The following is an 18,414-nucleotide window of genomic DNA, read 5'->3' as shown; positions in this document are numbered from 1 at the left end:
TTAACCCTGAGTAACGTTGCCGTGCTCGTCAACGTGGATCTGACCGGGCTGGAGTTTGGGGGTAGGGGCCAATTGGGGTTCTGGGGTTTTAGTGGCTGCAGCGGGGGCTTGAACTGGCGATGGAGTGGGTTGGCTTGGTGCTTGCGGCTGAGGCTTGGGTGCCATTGGTGCCGTGGGCTGGGCTTGAATTGGTTTGGCGGGTATTTGGGGGTTAGAGCTGGCTGAGACTGGTTCTGGTGGGCTGATTTCAGTTTTCGCTACTGGTGCGGGTGCTGCGATGTTGGGTTTAGCCACAGGCTCAGGAGGAGTCGCTTGAGGAACCGACGCAGCCTTAGGTGGAACAAGTGGTTTAATATCAAGTAAGTCAGCCGCTGGTTCACTGTTGGCGCTAGCCTGCCCAGCTTGAGGTTCTGCTGCAACTGAAGGTGGTTCAGGAGTGTGACCTTGCAACCGGGCTGTAATTTCGGCCGCAACTTGGTTTTTGGAACTGCCAAATTTGGCCGCTGAGAGTTGCTTGATGGCTTCCCCCAGTTCCGGGTTAGAGACGGTTAGAGGCGGTAGAGCTCGAAGACTAAACGGCTGTGATGGCAGACCGCCAACCATTAGCCTAATTACGGCGTTATAGTTTGGAATGTTGACGAGATCGTGACTATCAAAGATGGGCGCAAATTGTTTAACCAGGAAATCGGCGTCTTCGGGCCCAGTCCGGAAACTAACCACCGAACCAACATTGCCGAATACGGCCGTCCGGATTTCTTCGGATAGCTGGGAGATGAATTGGTTGGCCACGATCAGATTCAGGCGATATTTGCGAGCCTCGGAAAGAATGGTGGCAAACGAATCGGTCGAAAAATTTTGAAACTCATCGACGTAGAGGCAGAAATCGTTGCGTTGATCCTCCGGCACCTGAGCTCGGCTCATGGCCGCCGCTTGAAATTTAATGACGAAGATCATACCGATCAAGTTGGCATTTAATTCGCCCAGCAAGCCCTTGCTTAGGTTTACAATCAGGATCTTATTTTGATCCATAATCTCGCGGAAGTTAAAGGCGCTTTTGGTCTGACCGATGATGTTTCGCATCATCTCATTTTGCAGAAAAGCCCCGAATTTAGAAGAAAACCAACCGAGCATTTCGGATTTATGGAAATCGCTAGTTTGAGCCATTTCTTTGGTCCAGAACTCAATCACGGTCTGATCTTGAAGGTACTTGAACTTCTGTTTGAGGTATTCGGAATCGGTAAAAACTTTGGGTATTTCTATGAATGTCGAACCGGCCGGATCGCTCATTAGAGTTAGGGCCGCATTGCGAAACCATTGCTCAAAGCGAGGGCCAATGATGCCAGTTTTGCCCGGGTCATAGATTTTATAGAGCATATTGATGGTTTCTTGAATAATAAAGTCCTTTTGCTCCGGCGAACTAAACTCGAAGAGATTCAGCCCCAGGGGCCTTTCGACGTCACCAGGGTTAAAATAAACGATGTCTTCAGCCCGCGCTTTTGGCACCACACTGAGCAAACGTTCGGCTGTGTCACCGTGGGGGTCAATGAAGGCAAAGCCTCGACCAGCCAGCATGTCTTGGACCGCCAAGTTTTCCAGCATGGTTGATTTACCGGTGCCGGTCTGACCAACGATGTAGGTGTGGCGGCGGCGGTCATTGGTACTCAAGCGAACCTCTTTTTGGACCCCCCGAAACTGGTTGTAACCAAACAGTAGGCCCTCGGTTGGTAAATTGACGGGGCTATCGGCCTCCTGGAATTGTTGGCGCTCCACTTGAGACGTCGGGGTAGCTTCGGCATCGGGCAAATGAAATAAAGTGGCTAATTCTTGGGTGTTTAGAATTTGCGATCGCAATTCTGGCGGAAAGAATCGAAAGATAAAGGCGGTGACTAATCCAGATATATTGCCAGCCGAAATCATTTTAAAGCCGTTGCGGCCAGGGGCTTCGTAGAGCGAAAAGGCGCTGACCATCTGGGTAAGTAGACCCTGGGCTCTGGTGTTATCGGGGCTCGAAGCTAGCACCCGAATCAAAGTTTCGAACCCAGGATGCTTGGCCTTTTCTTCAATGGACGAAATGATGGCTTCGTCAATGCCAGTTAGCTGCGGGGTCTCGATGGCGGCGGCGGGACTGGCTGGGTCAGCTGATTTTGGACTTTTGATGGCCGCTTTGGCCAGGTCTTTGGGCGTAATTTTGAGACTGGTGCTGCCCGGAGATTTACGCTTCTGAGCCGCTAGTTTATTAACGGCATTGGACCAACTCTTGTCGGCTGGACGAACCATTATTTGGACCGCTGCCCCTTCGCCGGCTTTGAGCTGACTAAGAGTATGTAATAAGGCCTGCATCGGATCATTTTCGAGTTCAGCGTAGGTCATAACTGGGTATGAATAGGGTTGCTGCAAGATCAACTCACCCCCGGTCGTGCCCTTTAATTTGCCTTGCTCGCTAAAGATATTGTAATCCTCGACCTCCTCTAATCTGGCTGTTGGATAAGCTGATTGGATGGCCTGCTCGGCGACTGGCACCAAAGCCACTGGCACTGCCATAAAGAAGTGAATAGTCCCATCGGTGGCTACAATTTCGAGTGAGATATGGCGCTGACCGTAAATGGCTGTGCTGGCCCCCTTCTTGGTAGCCCCAGCCAATAAACTGTAGAGCGTCTCGGCTTGGGCAATTTTTTGACGCATCACAGTGCGTGGGTCAGACTCTTCCCCTTCATTACCTGGTGGTGGCAAATGGATCCTAATCGGTACCATTTTGATTCCGCGCTCGATGGCTTTGGCTCGCCTGAGAATGCGCCGATATACAAAGAAGGCCACGCCGCCAACTACTACCGCCATAAAGACAGCCACACCGACTCCGGTAGCGATAGCACTCACTGCTGGACTCTTGGATTAATAAATGTCTGGCTCACCTCGACCAAAGTCTTACTCTTGGGGCTTTTTAATATCTTTGCCGTAGCGCTTTTTGAGGTAATCGACCTGCAAGTCTTCAAAACCTTCTTCTTCGGCGTGCGGATCTTGCGCGTTTTTTTCAACCACGGCTTGAGCCGCATCAACCCACTCTTTTTCTATGACATCAACATCTTCGGCGGTGGCTGGAGTGGGAGTGGTAGTTTTGGGCTGAGGAGTTGGTGGGGCCGGCGATTGAGGCACCGGCGCAGTTGGCGGTGGGCTCACTACCGGGCTACCAGCCGGAGTGCTCACCACCGGTTGAGCGTTGCCGGGGGCACTGACTTGTTCGGGCGCTGGTGCGGGTGGTCCCTGTTCTGGGTTCGGAGTTTGATTTGGATTACTCGGTTCCATTAGCTAAAAGTATACCACTTATGTTCTAGAACAAGTTAACGAGTGCTGGCTCCAAAATGCTTTTTCAGCAAAGCCTCGATTTTAGCTAAGCGATCAGAGGCTTCTTTAGTAGTTAGTGTCCCAGTTAGAGAACTCATTTCTAGCCGCATAGCTAGCGTCTTATTGCTAGCGCCCAGGTTGGCATCGTAGTAGTCGTTCAAAAAAGTGGCTTTGGCCAGGCCAGAATCTGCTATTACCCCCGCTACATCCTGCCACATGACTTTGGTGGGAATGATGACGGTTAAGTCACGCAGCAAGCTAGGGTAGCGACTAATCGGCTGGTAGAGAGGTTCGCGAGCGGCTTGTATCAGTTCCAACAAATCAATTTCTAAATAAGCCAAGTTAGTCTGGGATTTAAACTCAGTTAAATATCTGGGGTGGAGTTCGCCAATGCGGCCAAGGGATTTGGTCCCGATTTTTATGCTGGCTGATCGATTTGGCATAAACTCGCTGTAGGCTTCAATTGTCAGAGTAACTTCAATGTTGAATGCCCGGCAGAGCCCATCTAGAGCCTCTTTGGCGGCCGTATAGGCCCCGTTTCGACTTTTGCATAAAACAGCTAATTGAGTCGGCTCTGTCGGCTGCTGAGTCGGTTTGGTCGGGATGAAAACTCGTGAAATTTCGTAGAGACCGAAGCTGTCGCGGTAATTTTGATTACGCAGACTAGCTTGATAGAGGCTGGGTAGTAAATTGCGCCGCAGATAGGCTTGTTCTTGCGACATCGGGTTTTTCAGCTTCAAATGATCGCTAGTTTTGTAACCAAAGGCTTTAATTTGATCTTGGCTAACGAATGAATAGGTAATGACATCGAACAGCCCCAGTCCAGCCAAGCAGGCCTTAGCCTGCCAGACAGGAGCCCAGTAATCATCGCTCGGGGCTTTAGAGGGCTGCCATTTGGGCAAGCGAGACTCGACGCCATCAAAACCAACTAGGCGAATGTACTCTTCGGCTAGATCTTCGGCTAGCGACACATCGGGCCGCCACCAGGGTACAGCAACTTCCAGAGATGATCCTGCGTCTTTAGTCTCAAAGCCAAACTTGCCTAACTGGGTCGCAAGTGCTGTCTTGCTTACCGCTAGACTCAGAATCCGGCTAATATGCTCGGGGTCGACTGAAATGCGCGTTAGCGTTGAAGGTACCAAAACTATTTCGCACACAGCCGTGGTCTGTTTGGCAGCCGCAGCCTGCTCGAAATTGAACAGGCAGCGCTCCAGACCAAATCGCCCCAATTCGGGAGCCAGAGCGCGCTCGAAGCGAGCGCTGGCCTCGGTGCGAATCCCATGCCGTTTGGCCGTTTTGCGAATGGTCGTGGCATCAAAAGTGCCCGATACAAGAATCAGATTCTTGGATGATTCTTCGACTTCGAAGTCTTTGCCGCCGATGATGCCAGCCAGATCCAGGGGGCCGCGGGCGTCGGCAATAACCAGATCCAGACTGGTCAATTGGCGCTTAATGCAATCGAGGGTGGTTAGCTTTTCACCTGGTTTAGCAAAGCGAATGCTTAAAGGAAGCTTGAGTTTATCAGCGTCAAAAGCGTGCAAAGGTTGCCCGGTCTCGAGCATCGTGTAGTTAGTAATATCAACCGCTAGATTGATGCTACGCTGCCCAGCGGCTTCCAGTCGGGCCTTGGCCGTGGGACTGGTGCCATGCTGCTGATCGAGACTGATCCCTACCGTTCTAATAGCCTTGACTGCCTCTTTGGCCTCTACCTTCACCTCGAGAGACGGCAAGTCGTCTTTTGGTTTAGAAATAGGGGGGAGTTTTAGCTCCGATCCGGTTTTAGCCGCAATTTCGCGAGCTAGGCCGATGTATGATAACAGATCAAATCGGTTGGCTTGAGTCGTTACGTCAACAACGTCGGTTTGGCTAAGGAGCTTGCCAACACTGACACCTGGTTTTGAGTCGCTTGGCAGGATCAGTAAGTTAGAGGCATCACCGCCCAAACCGAGTTCGGTGGCAGTTGCAAGCATACCCGGCGACTTTTCGCCCCGAATTACTGCCTCCTTCATTAAGCTACCGTCGGGCAATCGCGAGCCAACCTGTGCAAAAGCCAATTTTTGACCTGTTTTAAGGTTAGGGCCCCCGCAGACTAATCTGATTTCGGCTGAACCGGTATCAATTATGGCAATTTTGAGCTTATCGGCGTTTGGATGTTGAATAACTTTTTTAACTTCTACAACAATAATTTGTTCGTCTATTTCTTGTGCATACATTATTTGTTCTATTTCTACGCCATTAGCTTCTAAGGCCTCAGCCATTTGTTTGGTTGTGAGTTTTTTACTTAGATAGTCTTGTAGCCACTCAGTCGGGACATTCATAATTAAAATTGCTCCAAAAAGCGTAGGTTTGGCCGCCAGAACTCTCGTAGATCTGGAACTTGGTACTTTACTGCTGCTAGCCGCTCCAGGCCAACCCCGAAGGCAAAGCCAGAATAGCGCTTCGAATCGATGCCAACGTTTTCTAAAACTTGGGGGTGGACCAGGCCTGAACCGAGTAACTCGATCCAACCAGTCCCCGAGCAAGTCGCGCAGCCCTTACCATGGCAGATGACACAGCTAGCATCAACTTCAATTGATGGCTCTGTATAGGGGAAATAATTTGGTCTAAGCCTGATTTCGGTATCCTTACCTAAGACACCTTGGACCATGGCCAGTAGTGTGCCCTTCAAATCGGCTACGCCAATGCCCTCATCAACTACCAGGCCCTCGACCTGGACAAATGACCAGATGTGGCGAGAATCTTCGTCCTCGTTACGGTATACTTTACCGGGAGAAATGATTCGAATCGGAGGCTGATTTGCCTCCATGTGTCTGATTTGCATGCCAGACGTATGGGTTCTGGGTAAATTATCATCTTCCAGATAAAAAGTATCTTGCATATCGCGAGCCGGGTGATCGGCTGGCAAGTTGAGAGCTTCAAAGTTATACCATTGGGTTTCAATTTCAGGACCCTGGACCACCTCGAAACCCATTTGCCAGAAGAGTCGCACAATGTCAGAAAGCAAGTTATTGATAGGGTGAGTATGCCCAAAGCGCTGGCTTGGAGTCGGAGCCGAAAGATCTATTTTGGTCTCACCTAACTCTTTGGTAATTTGATCCTGCTCCAGCTCCCCTTGTCTAGCTTTTATAACTAGTTCTATCTGTTGCTTGGCTTGGTTGGCCTGCTTCCCCAGAGATGCCCGTTGATTGGCTGGTAGTTTTCCAATTTGCTTTAGCACCTCGGTAATTTCCCCGCTGCGGCCCAGATACTTCACTCTGAGTTTTTCCAGCTCTTGAATGCTGGCACTTTTTTTAATAACTGTTGTAGAATTTACTACGATTTTATCCAAATTCATTTTGATAGTCTCAAATATATTTCTATTATTATTATTAGAATGGCACTAAGTAGAGTGTCCCTTAGGCTTAGTTGCCTCAAGCTGCTCATCGCTAGCAAAATCGTTGCCCATAACCCTAGTAGAACTCCTTGACGCAGCGAAGGCTCAAATGAGCGTCCTTCGGCTTTCTTGGGGCCAAATAGTCTTTTGGCCGCATCGATAATCAAGGCTAGGATGCAACACAGACCTAGTGCTAGAAACAAAAACCACAGGGTGACCCCGATTGGCTTCAGGTTCGCTGGGGTTGCTAGCCACAGGGCAGCGATTACAAAAACCCAGGCGATCGCACCGTAAAACCCAACCTTAAGCTGATTTAGTTTGGTTGCCACACTCTCTTTCCACTTCTGGTTACCTTATTATCGCAAAATATCAACCTGGGGGCAATCAAATAGGTAGTTCAAGGGCCCGGATTAACCGGGCCCCGTTGTGATTTCGAACTAGTCGCCAGGTGGCGGTAGAGTTAGTCCGGCTGGTTCGAAAATGGTTTGACGCTCGCCTTCTTCGACTCTTCCGACCTCCAGGATCTCGTATCCAGCATTGGTGCCAATTTGGATGGCACGCTCAACCTCGTTCTCGGGCAGGAAGATGTAATAGCCAATCCCCCAGTTAAAGGTCGTCAGGCAGTCAATCAAGCTGACGCCGAGTTCTTGCATGAATAGGAAGAGCGGTGGGATTTCCTGTACCCAAGAGTGAACACGGTAAGTGAAGGGGCGCTTGTCGAAGGCCAGTTTGGCGATGCCATCACCGGTGCCGGGAAGGAGTGCGTGTATTTGAACCGCCTCATCCAGCAGTGCTTCGACGAGATGGACGTACGAAGTTGTCGGGATTAGAGCTTCCTCGCCCAGCATCTGCCCATTCGGTAGCTTGGTCAGGAACTGGTCTGGCAAATCCAATGCTCGCTTAATAACTAGCGAGATGCCATTGGCGTGGATACCCGATGAGGCTACGCCCAGAATGTGATCGCCGGGCTGCAATTCTTCACCGGTGATCAGGCGACTTCTGGGAGCAATGATGCCGGTGATGGTTCCGCTAAGTGATGGCGCACTGATCACTGGCGGCGTTGAGTTGATGAGGTGCTTCAAGGCTGGTGTCTCCCCCGCTGGCAAAGCAATGCCGTCGGCCATTAGCCCATTTAGGAGGCTGTCGGCAAAATCCCTGGCCCTATGTTCGTCCAAGAACCATTCCCCGTCCCCTGCCGCAACCTCGTCGGTGTAGACAGCTGGCATGGCCCCCTGAGCAATGACGTCATTAACCGCCATCAGGAGCATATCTATGCCGATGCCCTCGTAGTAGGTCCGCCCGGTCCCAGCGTACTGATACATCCACTCGGCGATCCAGTTCTTGTTCCCGAGTCCCTCGGTGGTGTTACACCACCGATGCTTACGAGGCCCGAGATAGTCAAAGACCACTCCGTGCGAATGCCGGATATTTTGAACGTAAACACCCCGGAAGTTGGGAAAGTTGAGGGTCTTTTTGCCCATCTCAACCATCAGGTCTTTGAAGCCTTGGAGGATGCTGTAGTCAACTCCAGCCAGAGCGTATTCGCCCTTAATTTCACCACTCACGACTAACTCCAGTTTTCGAGGTTCGAACTACTCCTGAAGTTAACCATATCTAACCTGTAAATGCAAAAACCACGCTGGCGGCGTGGCGGTTGCGATTTATAAAAATCGGTATTCGGGGCGACGAAATCCGCCCAAAAGTAATTACTTAATTGGCGCTTGTCGCCCCGAGCCTGGCTCCTTGCGCGGCCGAAACAGGGCGCACAAAGAACGAGTTGGGTGGCTGCCAAGTGGCAACCGCGACCCCCACCATCGTCTGGACTCTGGTGGGATCTGGCCACGACCAGGGGCCACGACCAGATCCCACCAGAACCGCCGCCAGCCGCACTGGCCGGCTTGAACAGTAGGGTGAGTCCGAATTAGAGGTAAGGGGGATACTTCTAATTCGGGCTGTCCCTACCGTTACTCCCTACTCGTTTGAGACAAGTAAGTTACCTGGGTGAAGGTCTATAGTAGTGCGGGAAAGGTGCAAGTTGAGCATTCAACTTGACCTTATGCTAGCATAAGCGAAATGACGTGTCAAGTATTTTTGAGTCATTTATGGCTCTTCTAAAGTGGCTTGGCATAGGCATAAAATAGATAAATTGCTGGATAATCTAACTATAGTTGTAGATAATACAACACTAAACCCATTGTTCTAGTATTATTTCGCCGTTTTTCAGACAATTGTTTCGCCAGACTATGGTCGATAGTAAAGTTAGAGCAATCCGAGAGTAGTTTTAACCTGAACTAACTTAGTATCCGCTAGGTCAGCAGCCTTATCGCTGCCCATCTCGATGATTTTTTCGAGCTCTGCTTGATCATCCATGATTTCTTGGAAGCGTTTTTGGACGGGATCCAGAACTTTGATCAGTAATTCGGCCAGATCGGACTTAAAGTCTTGATAACCTGAGTCATGATAGCTTTTCTCGATGTCTTCAATCGGTCGATCGGATAATAAACTATAAATTGTTAGTAAATTGCTAACCGCTGGTTGCCCGGATCTAAACCGGATTTGACCGCTGGAATCAGTCACTGCCCTGATGATCTTTTGCTTCATCGTCTCAGAGCTATCGGTCAAGAAAATGCAGCCGAGGTTGCTAGTCCCATCGCTTTTGCTCATTTTCTTGGTTGGATCCTGTAAATCCATAATCTTGGCGCCCGAATCTTGAACAGTGGCCTTGGGGACTCGAAAGGTCGGGCCGTAGACTTTATTGAAACGCTCAGCAATGTCTCGGGCTAGCTCAACGTGCTGAATCTGATCCTGACCGACTGGGACTTCATCAGCGTCGTAGAGTAGGATATCGGCCGCCATTAGCACCGGATACAGAAACAGACCAGCCACTTGACCCTGGGGCCCCAGCTTTTGGCTCTTGTCTTTGAATTGAGTCATGCGTGATAACTCCCCAAAGCCAGTGTAATTGCTAAGGATCCACATCAGTTCGCTATGTTGGGGAATCTGGGACTGAACGTAAATGTGACTGCGCTTATGATCGATGCCTAAGGCTAGTAGCCAAGCCACAGCTGAGAGCGTTTTTTGCTTGAGTTCATCTGGGTTAGGGCGGTTGGTTAGGGCATGGAGGTTGGGCACAAAGTAAAAGTACTCACCGCCCTTGGTTTGCTCGAGGGTTGACCAGCGCTTCATGGCGCCCAAATAATTGCCGAGCGTGACATCGCCACTCGGTTGAATACCCGATAAAATTCGTTTCACCCTTGCGGTGCTCCCAGTTTTTCGGTCACTTCCTCGATCTCATCAACGCTGGCAGCTTGCAGCTGGCCAGTCGTCTCAATCTTAGTTGATAGTTTAGCATAACTGGAACTAGCGCCCTCCATGGCGTTCTTGGCTCTGGTTAGGTGCCCGCCGACCAAATCAAGTTCGTCGCCAAATTTCCGGGTGTCTTGTTGGATACCCTTGAGCGCCTGCAAGACCAATTTGGCCTTTTCTTCAACCTTTTCGCCCTCGAGCGAAAGCATTATGGTTTGCAAGAAGTAATAGAAGGTATTAGGCGAAACCATGTAAACTTTTTGGTCGATACCGGAGTTTTGCAGGTCTGAATTGACCAAAATCTCATAGTAAATGGCCTCACTAGGTACATACATTAGAGCAAAATCAACCGTCCCCTCTCCAGGTAAAATGTATTTTCTGGCAATCGAATTAATGTGTTTGCGCACGTCCTTTGCAAATTCGTTAAGGTACTTAGCCTTGTCGGCCTCATCGGCTGCCTTCATGGCCCGATTAAAGTTTTCCATTGGAAACTTAGCATCGATCGGAATCAGGCCATTCTTGGTTTTAACTATGGCGTCGACCTTTTCGCCAGACTTAAAGCCATATTGAAGGTCAAAGTTGTTTTTAGGAATCATCTGCTGCAACAAATCGCGCAAGACCTGCTCCCCAACGTTACCGCGCAATTTCGGTGAACGCAGGAAATCCTGTAGATCTTTCATGCTGCGGCCGATTTCTTGCATCTTACCCAGCTCCTGCTGAACACCCATCATGTACCCGGCTGCCTGGCTCAAGCGGTCATTGATCTCTTTGGTGGTAGATGTGATTTGGGTGCTCATACCAGCCATGTCGGCTTTTAATAAATGCAAGCCGCTATCGTTTTTGAGCTCACCAATTCGTTGATTGAGTAGCAGAATAATCAAGGCAAAACCGCCCATAACCAAAATGAATAGCGCAATTAATAAGGCAATCATGCTTCAATTATAGCATAAACCGAACAAACTACGAACAACTTAGAGGTTCTGGGCGTCCAGCCAGTGCTGCAGCTTGGATTTATAATGATCTGGAAAAGCCGAGCTAGCTGCAAAAGCCTCCTGAACCGTCGCTAGAGCCTGCTGAGCGCTTTGGCGACCGCTCGGGGTTATCCGAACCAAGTTAGACCGGCGGTCGTTGTGGGCTGGCCTCAGCTGCAGCAGACCCTGGCCGGCCAGTAATTCAACTTGTTTCGATATAACTGCTGGTGTCACTCCAACGTAGTCGGCAACGCTAGACTGCTGTAAGTCTCCTCGCTCAACTAAAGCCATTAAGACCAGAAACTGCGAGAAGCTCATTCCCGAAACTTCTCGCAGTCTGGATTCCGCGGCTTTCACAGTTTTTGAGACGTAACGATCAAGACGATACAGTAACGTCTGGCTAAACTTTGTTGTCCTTGCCTTAGCCGCTTTCTCCACAAGGTCTTAGTTTATATATAACTAGTTTGTTTGTAAACAGTTTATTTATATATTATTCGTATATTAACTACTTAACCAAGTGATTTGCTAATTAGCTTCTATTCCCAATTGATTCAATTTCTGGACCAGATCTTGGTAGCCGAAATATTCCAGGCCAACCATGCCTACCCTTTCGGCGCCAGCCACGTTGGTTGCCAGATCGTCGATGAAAATGGTATCTGAAGGCAAAACCTCTAAGGCTTTACAGAGGGCCAGGAAAGCTTCTGGCTCCGGCTTAACCGCGTGAATTTCGTGACTCAATACAGCCGCATCAAAATGATTAAAGATGTGCCGATAGCGGTTTAAGATGGCGTGCTCAGCGTGAGTATTTGAAAGCAAGCCGGTCTTATACCCCCGCTGCCGCAGGCGATCCGATAGTTCAAGCAGTTCCGTTCTAACTGGAGTATCAGCGATATAATGATCGGCCCAAAGGGCTCGATCAACTTTGGCATTATAATCAACGCCCAAGCTTTTGGTGACGTCTTTCCAGAACTGATCCAGATTAATGCTTCCTGTCTCGAGGTCGTTTAGGTGGGAATTAATAGCGGACTCAATTTCATCGACGGGAGCACCAAAAACTGCCTGACAGTAACTGTACAAGCGTTGCCTTTCGCTCGGCAGAATGACCCCACCGATGTCGAAGCCGATGGCCTTGAACTTGCGCCCAGGCATCAGTGCCAAACCGCTAGTATCATGCCCATGACGACGAAAACGACTAAGTATTGCAGCGAATCAATGGCCCAAAGTTTGCGTGGCCTGGCCGCAAAAGTGTAAGTCGTAAGCATCGAAACACCGTTAAAGCCAAGCCAAGCCCAGGCTCCGGTAATGGCACCATCCATAGCCGTCACCGCCCCAGCATATGAGACAAAATGAGCCAAAATATAGGCGGTGATGAGCGAGCCCGCGGCAGCCGTGGTATAGCCAACAGCGGCGCCCTCGGCTGGGTTCATGTCGCGGCGTCCGGTCAGCTCCATCCAAGGCTTTGCGAATAGGGCTGGTGAATACCAAATGGCACCAACCACCATGCTGGCCAAAGCGCTAACTAAAACAGCCGCAAAATTAACATCTACAGTTGCCAATCTTATCACCTCCCTCCACCAATCAAGTACATCTTATTATTGCCCCCTAGACTCATAATTGTAAAGCTAACGCTCAATCCAGGATTTTTCATCTGTAGACATGGTGTGACGAAATGAATATTACATAGACTTTTTCGATTTTTTGTTCTAAAAATTACAACATCTTCTGGGCTTCGATTCTTGATGCTAAGGTCAGCTTGTGGCTTTTGCAGTACTTTCGGCTTCATTAGCCGCTAGCCGATATTGGCAGTGTTCGCATGACTCTGTATAGTCGGGAATTGCATCGGACCCCAAGCATTTATGAATATCAATTAAAGCCTGTCCCACCCATCGATCATCACCCTCATAAGGCAGCAGGGTTAGATTGAACTCTAACTTGGCATCGAAAGCCTGGCGATCGGTCTGGCCATTGGCATAAACAAAGTAACCAATTGGTTGGACCTCGAATCCATTGCGCCTGAGCAGCCATTGGTAAACTTCCATCTGGCGCTTGTAAGCGTCCTTCCAATGATCATCTAAATTAACCTCCCCGGCCTTACTCGTTGATTTATAGTCCACCACTATTAGCTCTCCGGCTGGGTTCTCCCAGATGTCGTCGACGGCCCCAAAGATCAAAAAGTTGGTTGGCTCATGCAAGTACTGAACACCGTGGAAATTTTCTCGCCACTTATCCAACTTTTCGTGAGTGTACGGGATGGCATCAATGCCGTAGGCATCCATGATCGGATGCGCCCTTTTACCAATTCGATGCGCATCGAACTCTTTTTTGAGCAGTGTATCAACGGCTGAGTTGAGCGTGAATCCTGGAATCGAAGGTCGGCCAACACCGAGTCGTCTATCAATGTAAAAACAGCGCGGACACTGGACGAAGTTCTCGATTTTGGTACGTGACAGCTTAAACGGCTCGGTTGAGCTAGGGTCATAAAGATTTTTGGCGCGTTTAGTCATAAGGATATTATAGCGCGGCCTAGAACAATCTAGCGCCTAGTGGTACCTCGGTGCTGGGCTGAACTAGAATACATTCTCCACTTTTATCAGGCACGCCTAAAGTTAGAACTTCAGAAACTGCTGGTCCAATCTGGCGGGGTGGAAAATTGACGACAGCCAGAACGATTCTTTCAAGAAGCTGCTCCTTCTTATAGTTTTTCGTTAATTGAGCGCATGATTTTTTTACTCCAATTTCCGAACCAAAGTCTATCTTCAACTTGTAGGCTGGTTTTTTTGCTTCTGGGAAATTATCAACTTCAATTATTTTGCCAACCCTGATATCAACTTTTTGAAAATCATCATAATTTGCCATTAACTCTCCTTGGTCGGGGTGAGAGGACTCGAACCTCCGGCCTCAGCAACCCGAATGCTGCGCGCTACCAACTGCGCCACACCCCGATGTTTCCGACCACTCACTATAGCTTAAAGTTGATTTGATTACCATAATGCGAGTATCTGAAAAAGTTGATCTTGATTATTTTGTTAAATACGCCCGTTTATTTCGCTAAAACCAGAAGGGATTTGGTACTTTTGTAGTTTTTCTAACAACACTAGTTTTCGCTAATTTTTTATCAAAATTGTTCAAAACTATACCTCGCCAGTGACTTTTAAGCCAACTTTTTTGGTCTTTATAGAGTTTTATAGCTCCGCGCTGACTGAACTCAGTTCTCATGACCCCACCGGCGTGTGGATGAGCGTGTTGTTGCTTGATCGGTGAGTTAAAGCCATGGGCATAGTGACTTAGTTCATGGAAGATGGTGGCTTGAATAACATAATCAGGAATTTCAGGGTCACGAAACAGCCCGTTGATGGTGATGATGCTGACATCAGATTCCTTGTGGTCTACCATAATCGAACCCAGTCGGGTTTTGGCTTTACGGCCGAATCGAATTCGAACGATATTATCTTGGGGGATATCGCTAAAATATGAATCCCAAGTCTCATCTAAGAGTTGGTGTAGCCACCTCTCGTCACGCATAATTAAAGCTTATCATGAATGCAATGGAAGTGATTTTTGCCGGGCGGATAGCTGCCGCTGGTTATCTGCTGACAAGCTTCATTGACCTGCTGCTCTAGGGTTTTTATGTCTGCGGCTGTTTTGATAGTCACGCCGATCTGGCCTGTTTCGACATAATCTAGAACCAATTTGGTTGGCAGTTGTTTGGTTGAAGCAAACCAACCCAAGGCGTAGAGCGAAATTTGCAAACTAGCTCTAGCCTTTTCATCAGCCTTTAATTTAGTTTCGACCTGACTAGTTTTAAAATCCCTGATCTCGACCCCATCTGAGTCTTCGTAGATGGCATCATAGCGACCACGGATGGTGCCATGGGCTAATTCAAAGTTAAATGATCGCTCAACGTATTTGGGCCAACGTTTGCCGGCCTCTTCCCGCTGATGGAAGCGCTTGATAGTGGCTTGAGCTGATTTTAGTCGCCTGGCCTCTTGCCCCTTGCTAGCATAGCCCTCGACCTGCCAAGTCTTGGCAAAGTAGTCCTCTAGATCCTTGAGATCGACTGATCGCCGGCGGCGTTGTTGAAAGTAATAGCTGATGACGGCGTGGATGGCGGTACCATAGAGCATGGCCGGCTGAACAGGTTGGGGCACGTTTAGTACGTACTTCCAGTAAAAGTTCAGCGGACACATCAAATAATCCTCAACTTGATGAACGCTCAAGTCTAGACGCTGGTTATGAAGAAAGCTGGGGCTAATCGTTGATTTCTTGCCTGAACTGGCCCCAAACATCTTGATTTGCTCCGATGCCGGCAAAGCTTTTGGCAAAGCGGCCTGAGGCTCGTGACCAAGGGCCTCGGCTAAAAATTGGGATGGGCGCTTGGCTCTAATCCCGCCGTGGTTAGTGCTATAGCTCATGATCAACTTAGTTTTGGCCCTGGTCATCGCCACATACATCAGGCGTCGCTCCTCGGCCAGATGCCAGTCCTCATCGCTAATATGTTCGCCGGTGGCCAGTTCAATTGGGATTTCAAGTTTATAGGCACGCCGTCGCGGTGGAAAAGCTCCAGCCGTTAAATCAAAGAGATAGACAGCCTCAAATTCTAGACCTTTTGATTTATGAATCGTCATAACTTGGACCAGATCTTGACCAGTTTCGAAATCACTTGGTTGGGCAATTTCGACCTCTTCAGTCAGCGTTCCTAATGATGCGACATAGCCAAAGGCGGTTTTGTCATGAGATACCTGCTGAAATTCAGCTAGCGTAGTAAAGAACATGGCTAGTTTGTTGATTTGCAGGACAACTCCGGGATCAGTCTGAGTGGCATCGGTTAAACGCTTGAGATAGCCTATTTTATCAATATAAGCATAGAGTAGTTCACCGGCGGATTGGTTTAGAGCCTGCCTGCGCCAACTGTCTAAATCGCGAATATGGCCACTTAACGAAATATCCTCGGTTGATGCCCTAATTTCCTGATCCAATGATCGGTTGTGTTTGCGCGCCTGTGCGCTTAAGCGAGCCAGGCTAGCGATATCGGAGTTATAGATAGGTCCAGATAACAGATTATAGAGGCTGTTATCATCATCCGGGTTGGTCATATATTGTAAAAAGGACAACATCTCTCGAACTATTTCCTGTTCGAATAGCCGCTCGCCGCCACTGTAATGGTAGTTAATACCCTTACGCTCGAGGACGTCTATGACCGCAGCCGCTTGCTTACGATTACGCACCAAAACCGCAATCATATCCCCCTTCAAACCCTTGGCCAAATCCGCCTTGATTGACTCGGCCAGCTTGTCAGCCTCTTCGCCAAATGTGGTATAAGGTCTGACTTCAGGCTGCTTCCCCGGTTTTGTGCCGACCAGTCGCTTGTTTAATTTATTCTTAATCTCCAATCGAAACGGGTTATTATGCTGAATTAACTGGTAGGCGGCATCCAAGATCTGCTGCGTTGATCGATAGTTCTTGGTCAAGACAATCTGTTTGGTCTTGGGATAGCGTAGTTTGAATTCCAGGATATTTGAAATGGCTGCTCCTCGAAACTTGTAGATACTTTGATCATCATCGCCCACCACCATGATGTTGCCATCGGCTCCGGCTAAGGTTTCGATCAGACGGGCCTGAGCTAAATTAGTGTCTTGAAACTCATCGACCATAATATATTTAATTTCGGTTTTGATTGATTTAAGAATATTAGCTCGATTTAGCAGTAATTCTAAGGCCAGAGAAACTTGATCCGAAAAATCAATTAAACCCCGCTGGCGCATTAGCTGGTTATAGGTTGCAAAAGCCTGGGCCAGCTCCATTTGCTTGCTGGCTTCGAGTTTGGAGGCTGCATCGCTGGTCCCGTTCTTCAACTTTTTGGCCCAAGCCAAATATTGCTTGGGAGTAATTAGCTCTTCTTTGAGCCTAGAGAAGTAAGTCGCCAAATCGCCCAATAGAGCAACCGGATCACCGATGGGAGCAAAGTAGTTCAACTTGAAGGCATCTAGATTTTGGCGCAGAAACAATCGCTGCTGAGCTTGGTTGATCAACCCTAAGCGGCCATCTAAACCGATTTCGGTACCGTATTGGCTTAAGATGTCTGAGCCAAAACTATGAAAGGTCATGACTTTCGTATCAACCAACCCATAGGGCAAGAGTAGGTCCAGTCTCTCTTCCATCTCTTTGGCGGCTTTTTCGGTAAAAGTCAGCGCTAAAATTTGGCTGGGTCTAGCCTTGCCTTGGTTGATCAAGTGCGCCGCTCGCCCAGTAATAACTTGGGTTTTGCCAGTACCCGCCCCGGCCACAACCAGCAGTGGTCCCTCATCATGTTCGACAGCTTGGCGTTGATCTGGATTGAGATTCTTTAACTCCATCGAAATTAGTATAGCTTATCAGCTTAGCCCCAGATTGTGGTTAAGCTTTGCTCGTGCTATGCTTCCCCTAGAAGTATGGTGGATGCGGATCAATATTTGACCACGACGGCCAAACTGCTGCCCTACGTTAAACGATCTAATAATTCAGTCGGAGCAGCCACGGCCTACATGCGCGAACCCGACCCCACTCAGGCGGGGCTGGGCGAACTTTTCGGCGTGGTGGAAGCCTTGGCCCCAGGCAAACAAGCCTACGAGGTGGTTGATCTAATTTTGACAACTGCCACCAAGACCTACTACGCCAATGCTGAGGCTCAAGCTGTTAGTCAATTTGAGGCGGCTATCAAAGCCGTTAATGAAGAGCTGGCTACTTTTGCCACCCATGGAAATAACGCTTGGGTCGGCAAAGTTAGCGCCGTTTTGGCCGTGGTCTCGGCCGGCCAAGTTCACCTGACCCAGGCTGGCTCGGCCTCAGCCTATTTATTCCGCCGAGGCCAAAATAGTTGTATTACGACCGGGCTTGCCACTAAAGAACCTCACCGGCCGTCAAAAACCTTCACCAATATTGCCAGTGGCCAACTCCAATCGGGCGATCGGCTAATGCTTGCCACCCCGGCCCTCCTCCATCAGCTGAGCTTGGATGAGTTATCACCGATTGTGACCCAAAATTCGGCAGCTACAGCCGTGCAAAAATTGCAGCAAATCTTAACCCCCCAGACTAACTTAGACCGAATTGCCGCAACAATCAGCGAAATTGCCAAGGCTGACGAAGCCGCTATGATGCCTCAAACTGGCCTGTCCAAAGAGGCTCGTTTGGGCAAACCAGAAAATATGGCGGCTCTGGCCCGCCAAAACGCTGCCCCCATCATGTCGACTCTAGCCCGGCAGGTAGGTCGCTCGATGGGCTGGGTCAAACAATTTTATGGGAGGCAAATGCGGCCTGGACTTAAGCGATTAAGCTTGGGTCTGGCGGCCTGGCTGCGGCGAGTTTTATCCCATCGCCGTGGCCGCTGGCTGTTTTTGGCTGGCGTCGTTATGGTCATATTCTTGGGTATTTTTATGCTTAGTCGGAGCG

15 protein-coding genes and 1 tRNA gene are annotated in these 18,414 nt (G+C 49.2%); 1 reads left to right on the top strand and 15 read right to left on the bottom strand.

Translation table 11 applies throughout. The features are described from left to right. The 15 genes from VLE72_00335 to VLE72_00265 form a co-directional block, all read right to left on the bottom strand. Window positions 1-2,874: an ATP-binding protein gene (locus VLE72_00335; protein HSX14347.1), complete on the bottom strand. Its 2,874-nt coding sequence runs from the start codon at window positions 2,872-2,874 to the stop codon at window positions 1-3. 48 nt (window positions 2,875-2,922) lie between these two features. Continuing rightward, entirely contained in the window at window positions 2,923-3,300 is a 378-nt protein-coding gene (locus VLE72_00330) for a hypothetical protein (protein HSX14346.1), read from the bottom strand. 35 nt (window positions 3,301-3,335) lie between these two features. Then, window positions 3,336-5,657, bottom strand: coding sequence for a phenylalanine--tRNA ligase subunit beta (gene pheT, locus VLE72_00325; GenBank protein ID HSX14345.1), 2,322 nt, complete (start codon window positions 5,655-5,657; stop codon window positions 3,336-3,338). A 2-nt stretch (window positions 5,658-5,659) separates the two neighbouring features. Further along, a complete protein-coding gene (gene pheS, locus VLE72_00320) occupies window positions 5,660-6,673 on the bottom strand; it encodes a phenylalanine--tRNA ligase subunit alpha (protein HSX14344.1) in 1,014 nt (337 codons plus the stop codon). A gap of 476 nt (window positions 6,674-7,149) precedes the next feature. Beyond that, window positions 7,150-8,277: an AIR synthase-related protein gene (locus VLE72_00315; protein HSX14343.1), complete on the bottom strand. Its 1,128-nt coding sequence runs from the start codon at window positions 8,275-8,277 to the stop codon at window positions 7,150-7,152. A gap of 694 nt (window positions 8,278-8,971) precedes the next feature. Further along, complete coding sequence (gene trpS, locus VLE72_00310) at window positions 8,972-9,964, bottom strand: tryptophan--tRNA ligase (GenBank protein HSX14342.1); 993 nt, start codon at window positions 9,962-9,964, stop codon at window positions 8,972-8,974. Next, window positions 9,961-10,950: a DNA recombination protein RmuC gene (locus VLE72_00305; protein ID HSX14341.1), complete on the bottom strand. Its 990-nt coding sequence runs from the start codon at window positions 10,948-10,950 to the stop codon at window positions 9,961-9,963. The genes trpS and VLE72_00305 overlap by 4 nt, the downstream gene beginning before the upstream one ends. Window positions 10,951-10,989: 39 nt before the next feature. Then, window positions 10,990-11,427: a MarR family transcriptional regulator gene (locus tag VLE72_00300; protein ID HSX14340.1), complete on the bottom strand. Its 438-nt coding sequence runs from the start codon at window positions 11,425-11,427 to the stop codon at window positions 10,990-10,992. Window positions 11,428-11,514: 87 nt separating this feature from the next. After that, window positions 11,515-12,138 carry an HAD family phosphatase gene (locus VLE72_00295; protein ID HSX14339.1) on the bottom strand — a complete coding sequence of 208 codons (624 nt, stop codon included), beginning with the start codon at window positions 12,136-12,138 and terminating at the stop codon, window positions 11,515-11,517. Beyond that, a complete protein-coding gene (locus tag VLE72_00290; protein ID HSX14338.1) occupies window positions 12,138-12,545 on the bottom strand; it encodes a DUF1761 domain-containing protein in 408 nt (135 codons plus the stop codon). Before VLE72_00290 ends, VLE72_00295 begins: the two co-directional genes overlap by 1 nt. 192 nt (window positions 12,546-12,737) lie before the next feature. Further along, complete coding sequence (locus VLE72_00285) at window positions 12,738-13,493, bottom strand: PD-(D/E)XK nuclease family protein (GenBank protein HSX14337.1); 756 nt, start codon at window positions 13,491-13,493, stop codon at window positions 12,738-12,740. Window positions 13,494-13,512: 19 nt separating this feature from the next. After that, on the bottom strand, window positions 13,513-13,845 hold the full coding sequence (locus VLE72_00280) for a tRNA-binding protein (protein HSX14336.1): 333 nt from the start codon (window positions 13,843-13,845) through the stop codon (window positions 13,513-13,515). 10 nt (window positions 13,846-13,855) lie between these two features. Next, a tRNA-Pro gene (locus tag VLE72_00275) sits at window positions 13,856-13,931 on the bottom strand. Window positions 13,932-14,037: 106 nt separating this feature from the next. Then, on the bottom strand, window positions 14,038-14,511 hold the full coding sequence (locus VLE72_00270; GenBank protein ID HSX14335.1) for a hypothetical protein: 474 nt from the start codon (window positions 14,509-14,511) through the stop codon (window positions 14,038-14,040). A 2-nt stretch (window positions 14,512-14,513) separates the two neighbouring features. Continuing rightward, window positions 14,514-17,342: an ATP-dependent DNA helicase gene (locus VLE72_00265; protein HSX14334.1), complete on the bottom strand. Its 2,829-nt coding sequence runs from the start codon at window positions 17,340-17,342 to the stop codon at window positions 14,514-14,516. A 75-nt stretch (window positions 17,343-17,417) separates the two neighbouring features. Between VLE72_00265 and VLE72_00260 the strand changes: the two genes are divergently transcribed. Further along, a partial coding sequence (locus tag VLE72_00260) for a hypothetical protein (protein HSX14333.1) occupies window positions 17,418-18,414 on the top strand: 997 nt, incomplete at its 3' end.

Source organism: Candidatus Saccharimonadales bacterium (assembly GCA_035480635.1).
In the GTDB taxonomy this organism is placed as follows: Bacteria; Patescibacteriota; Saccharimonadia; order UBA4664; family DATIHN01; genus DATIHN01.
This window is presented reverse-complemented; position numbering and strand designations above follow the sequence as displayed.

What these genes read in the sequence shown, in the direction of transcription:
- VLE72_00330 (HSX14346.1), bottom strand. Translation starts at nt 3,300, where the DNA reads ATGGAACCGAGTAATCCAAATCAAACTCCGAACCCAGAACAGGGACCA.
- VLE72_00285 (HSX14337.1), bottom strand. Translation starts at nt 13,493, where the DNA reads ATGACTAAACGCGCCAAAAATCTTTATGACCCTAGCTCAACCGAGCCG.
- VLE72_00265 (HSX14334.1), bottom strand. Translation starts at nt 17,342, where the DNA reads ATGGAGTTAAAGAATCTCAATCCAGATCAACGCCAAGCTGTCGAACAT.
- VLE72_00280 (HSX14336.1), bottom strand. Translation starts at nt 13,845, where the DNA reads ATGGCAAATTATGATGATTTTCAAAAAGTTGATATCAGGGTTGGCAAA.
- pheT (HSX14345.1), bottom strand. Translation starts at nt 5,657, where the DNA reads ATGAATGTCCCGACTGAGTGGCTACAAGACTATCTAAGTAAAAAACTC.
- VLE72_00295 (HSX14339.1), bottom strand. Translation starts at nt 12,138, where the DNA reads ATGCCTGGGCGCAAGTTCAAGGCCATCGGCTTCGACATCGGTGGGGTC.
- VLE72_00305 (HSX14341.1), bottom strand. Translation starts at nt 10,950, where the DNA reads ATGATTGCCTTATTAATTGCGCTATTCATTTTGGTTATGGGCGGTTTT.
- pheS (HSX14344.1), bottom strand. Translation starts at nt 6,673, where the DNA reads ATGAATTTGGATAAAATCGTAGTAAATTCTACAACAGTTATTAAAAAA.
- VLE72_00270 (HSX14335.1), bottom strand. Translation starts at nt 14,511, where the DNA reads ATGCGTGACGAGAGGTGGCTACACCAACTCTTAGATGAGACTTGGGAT.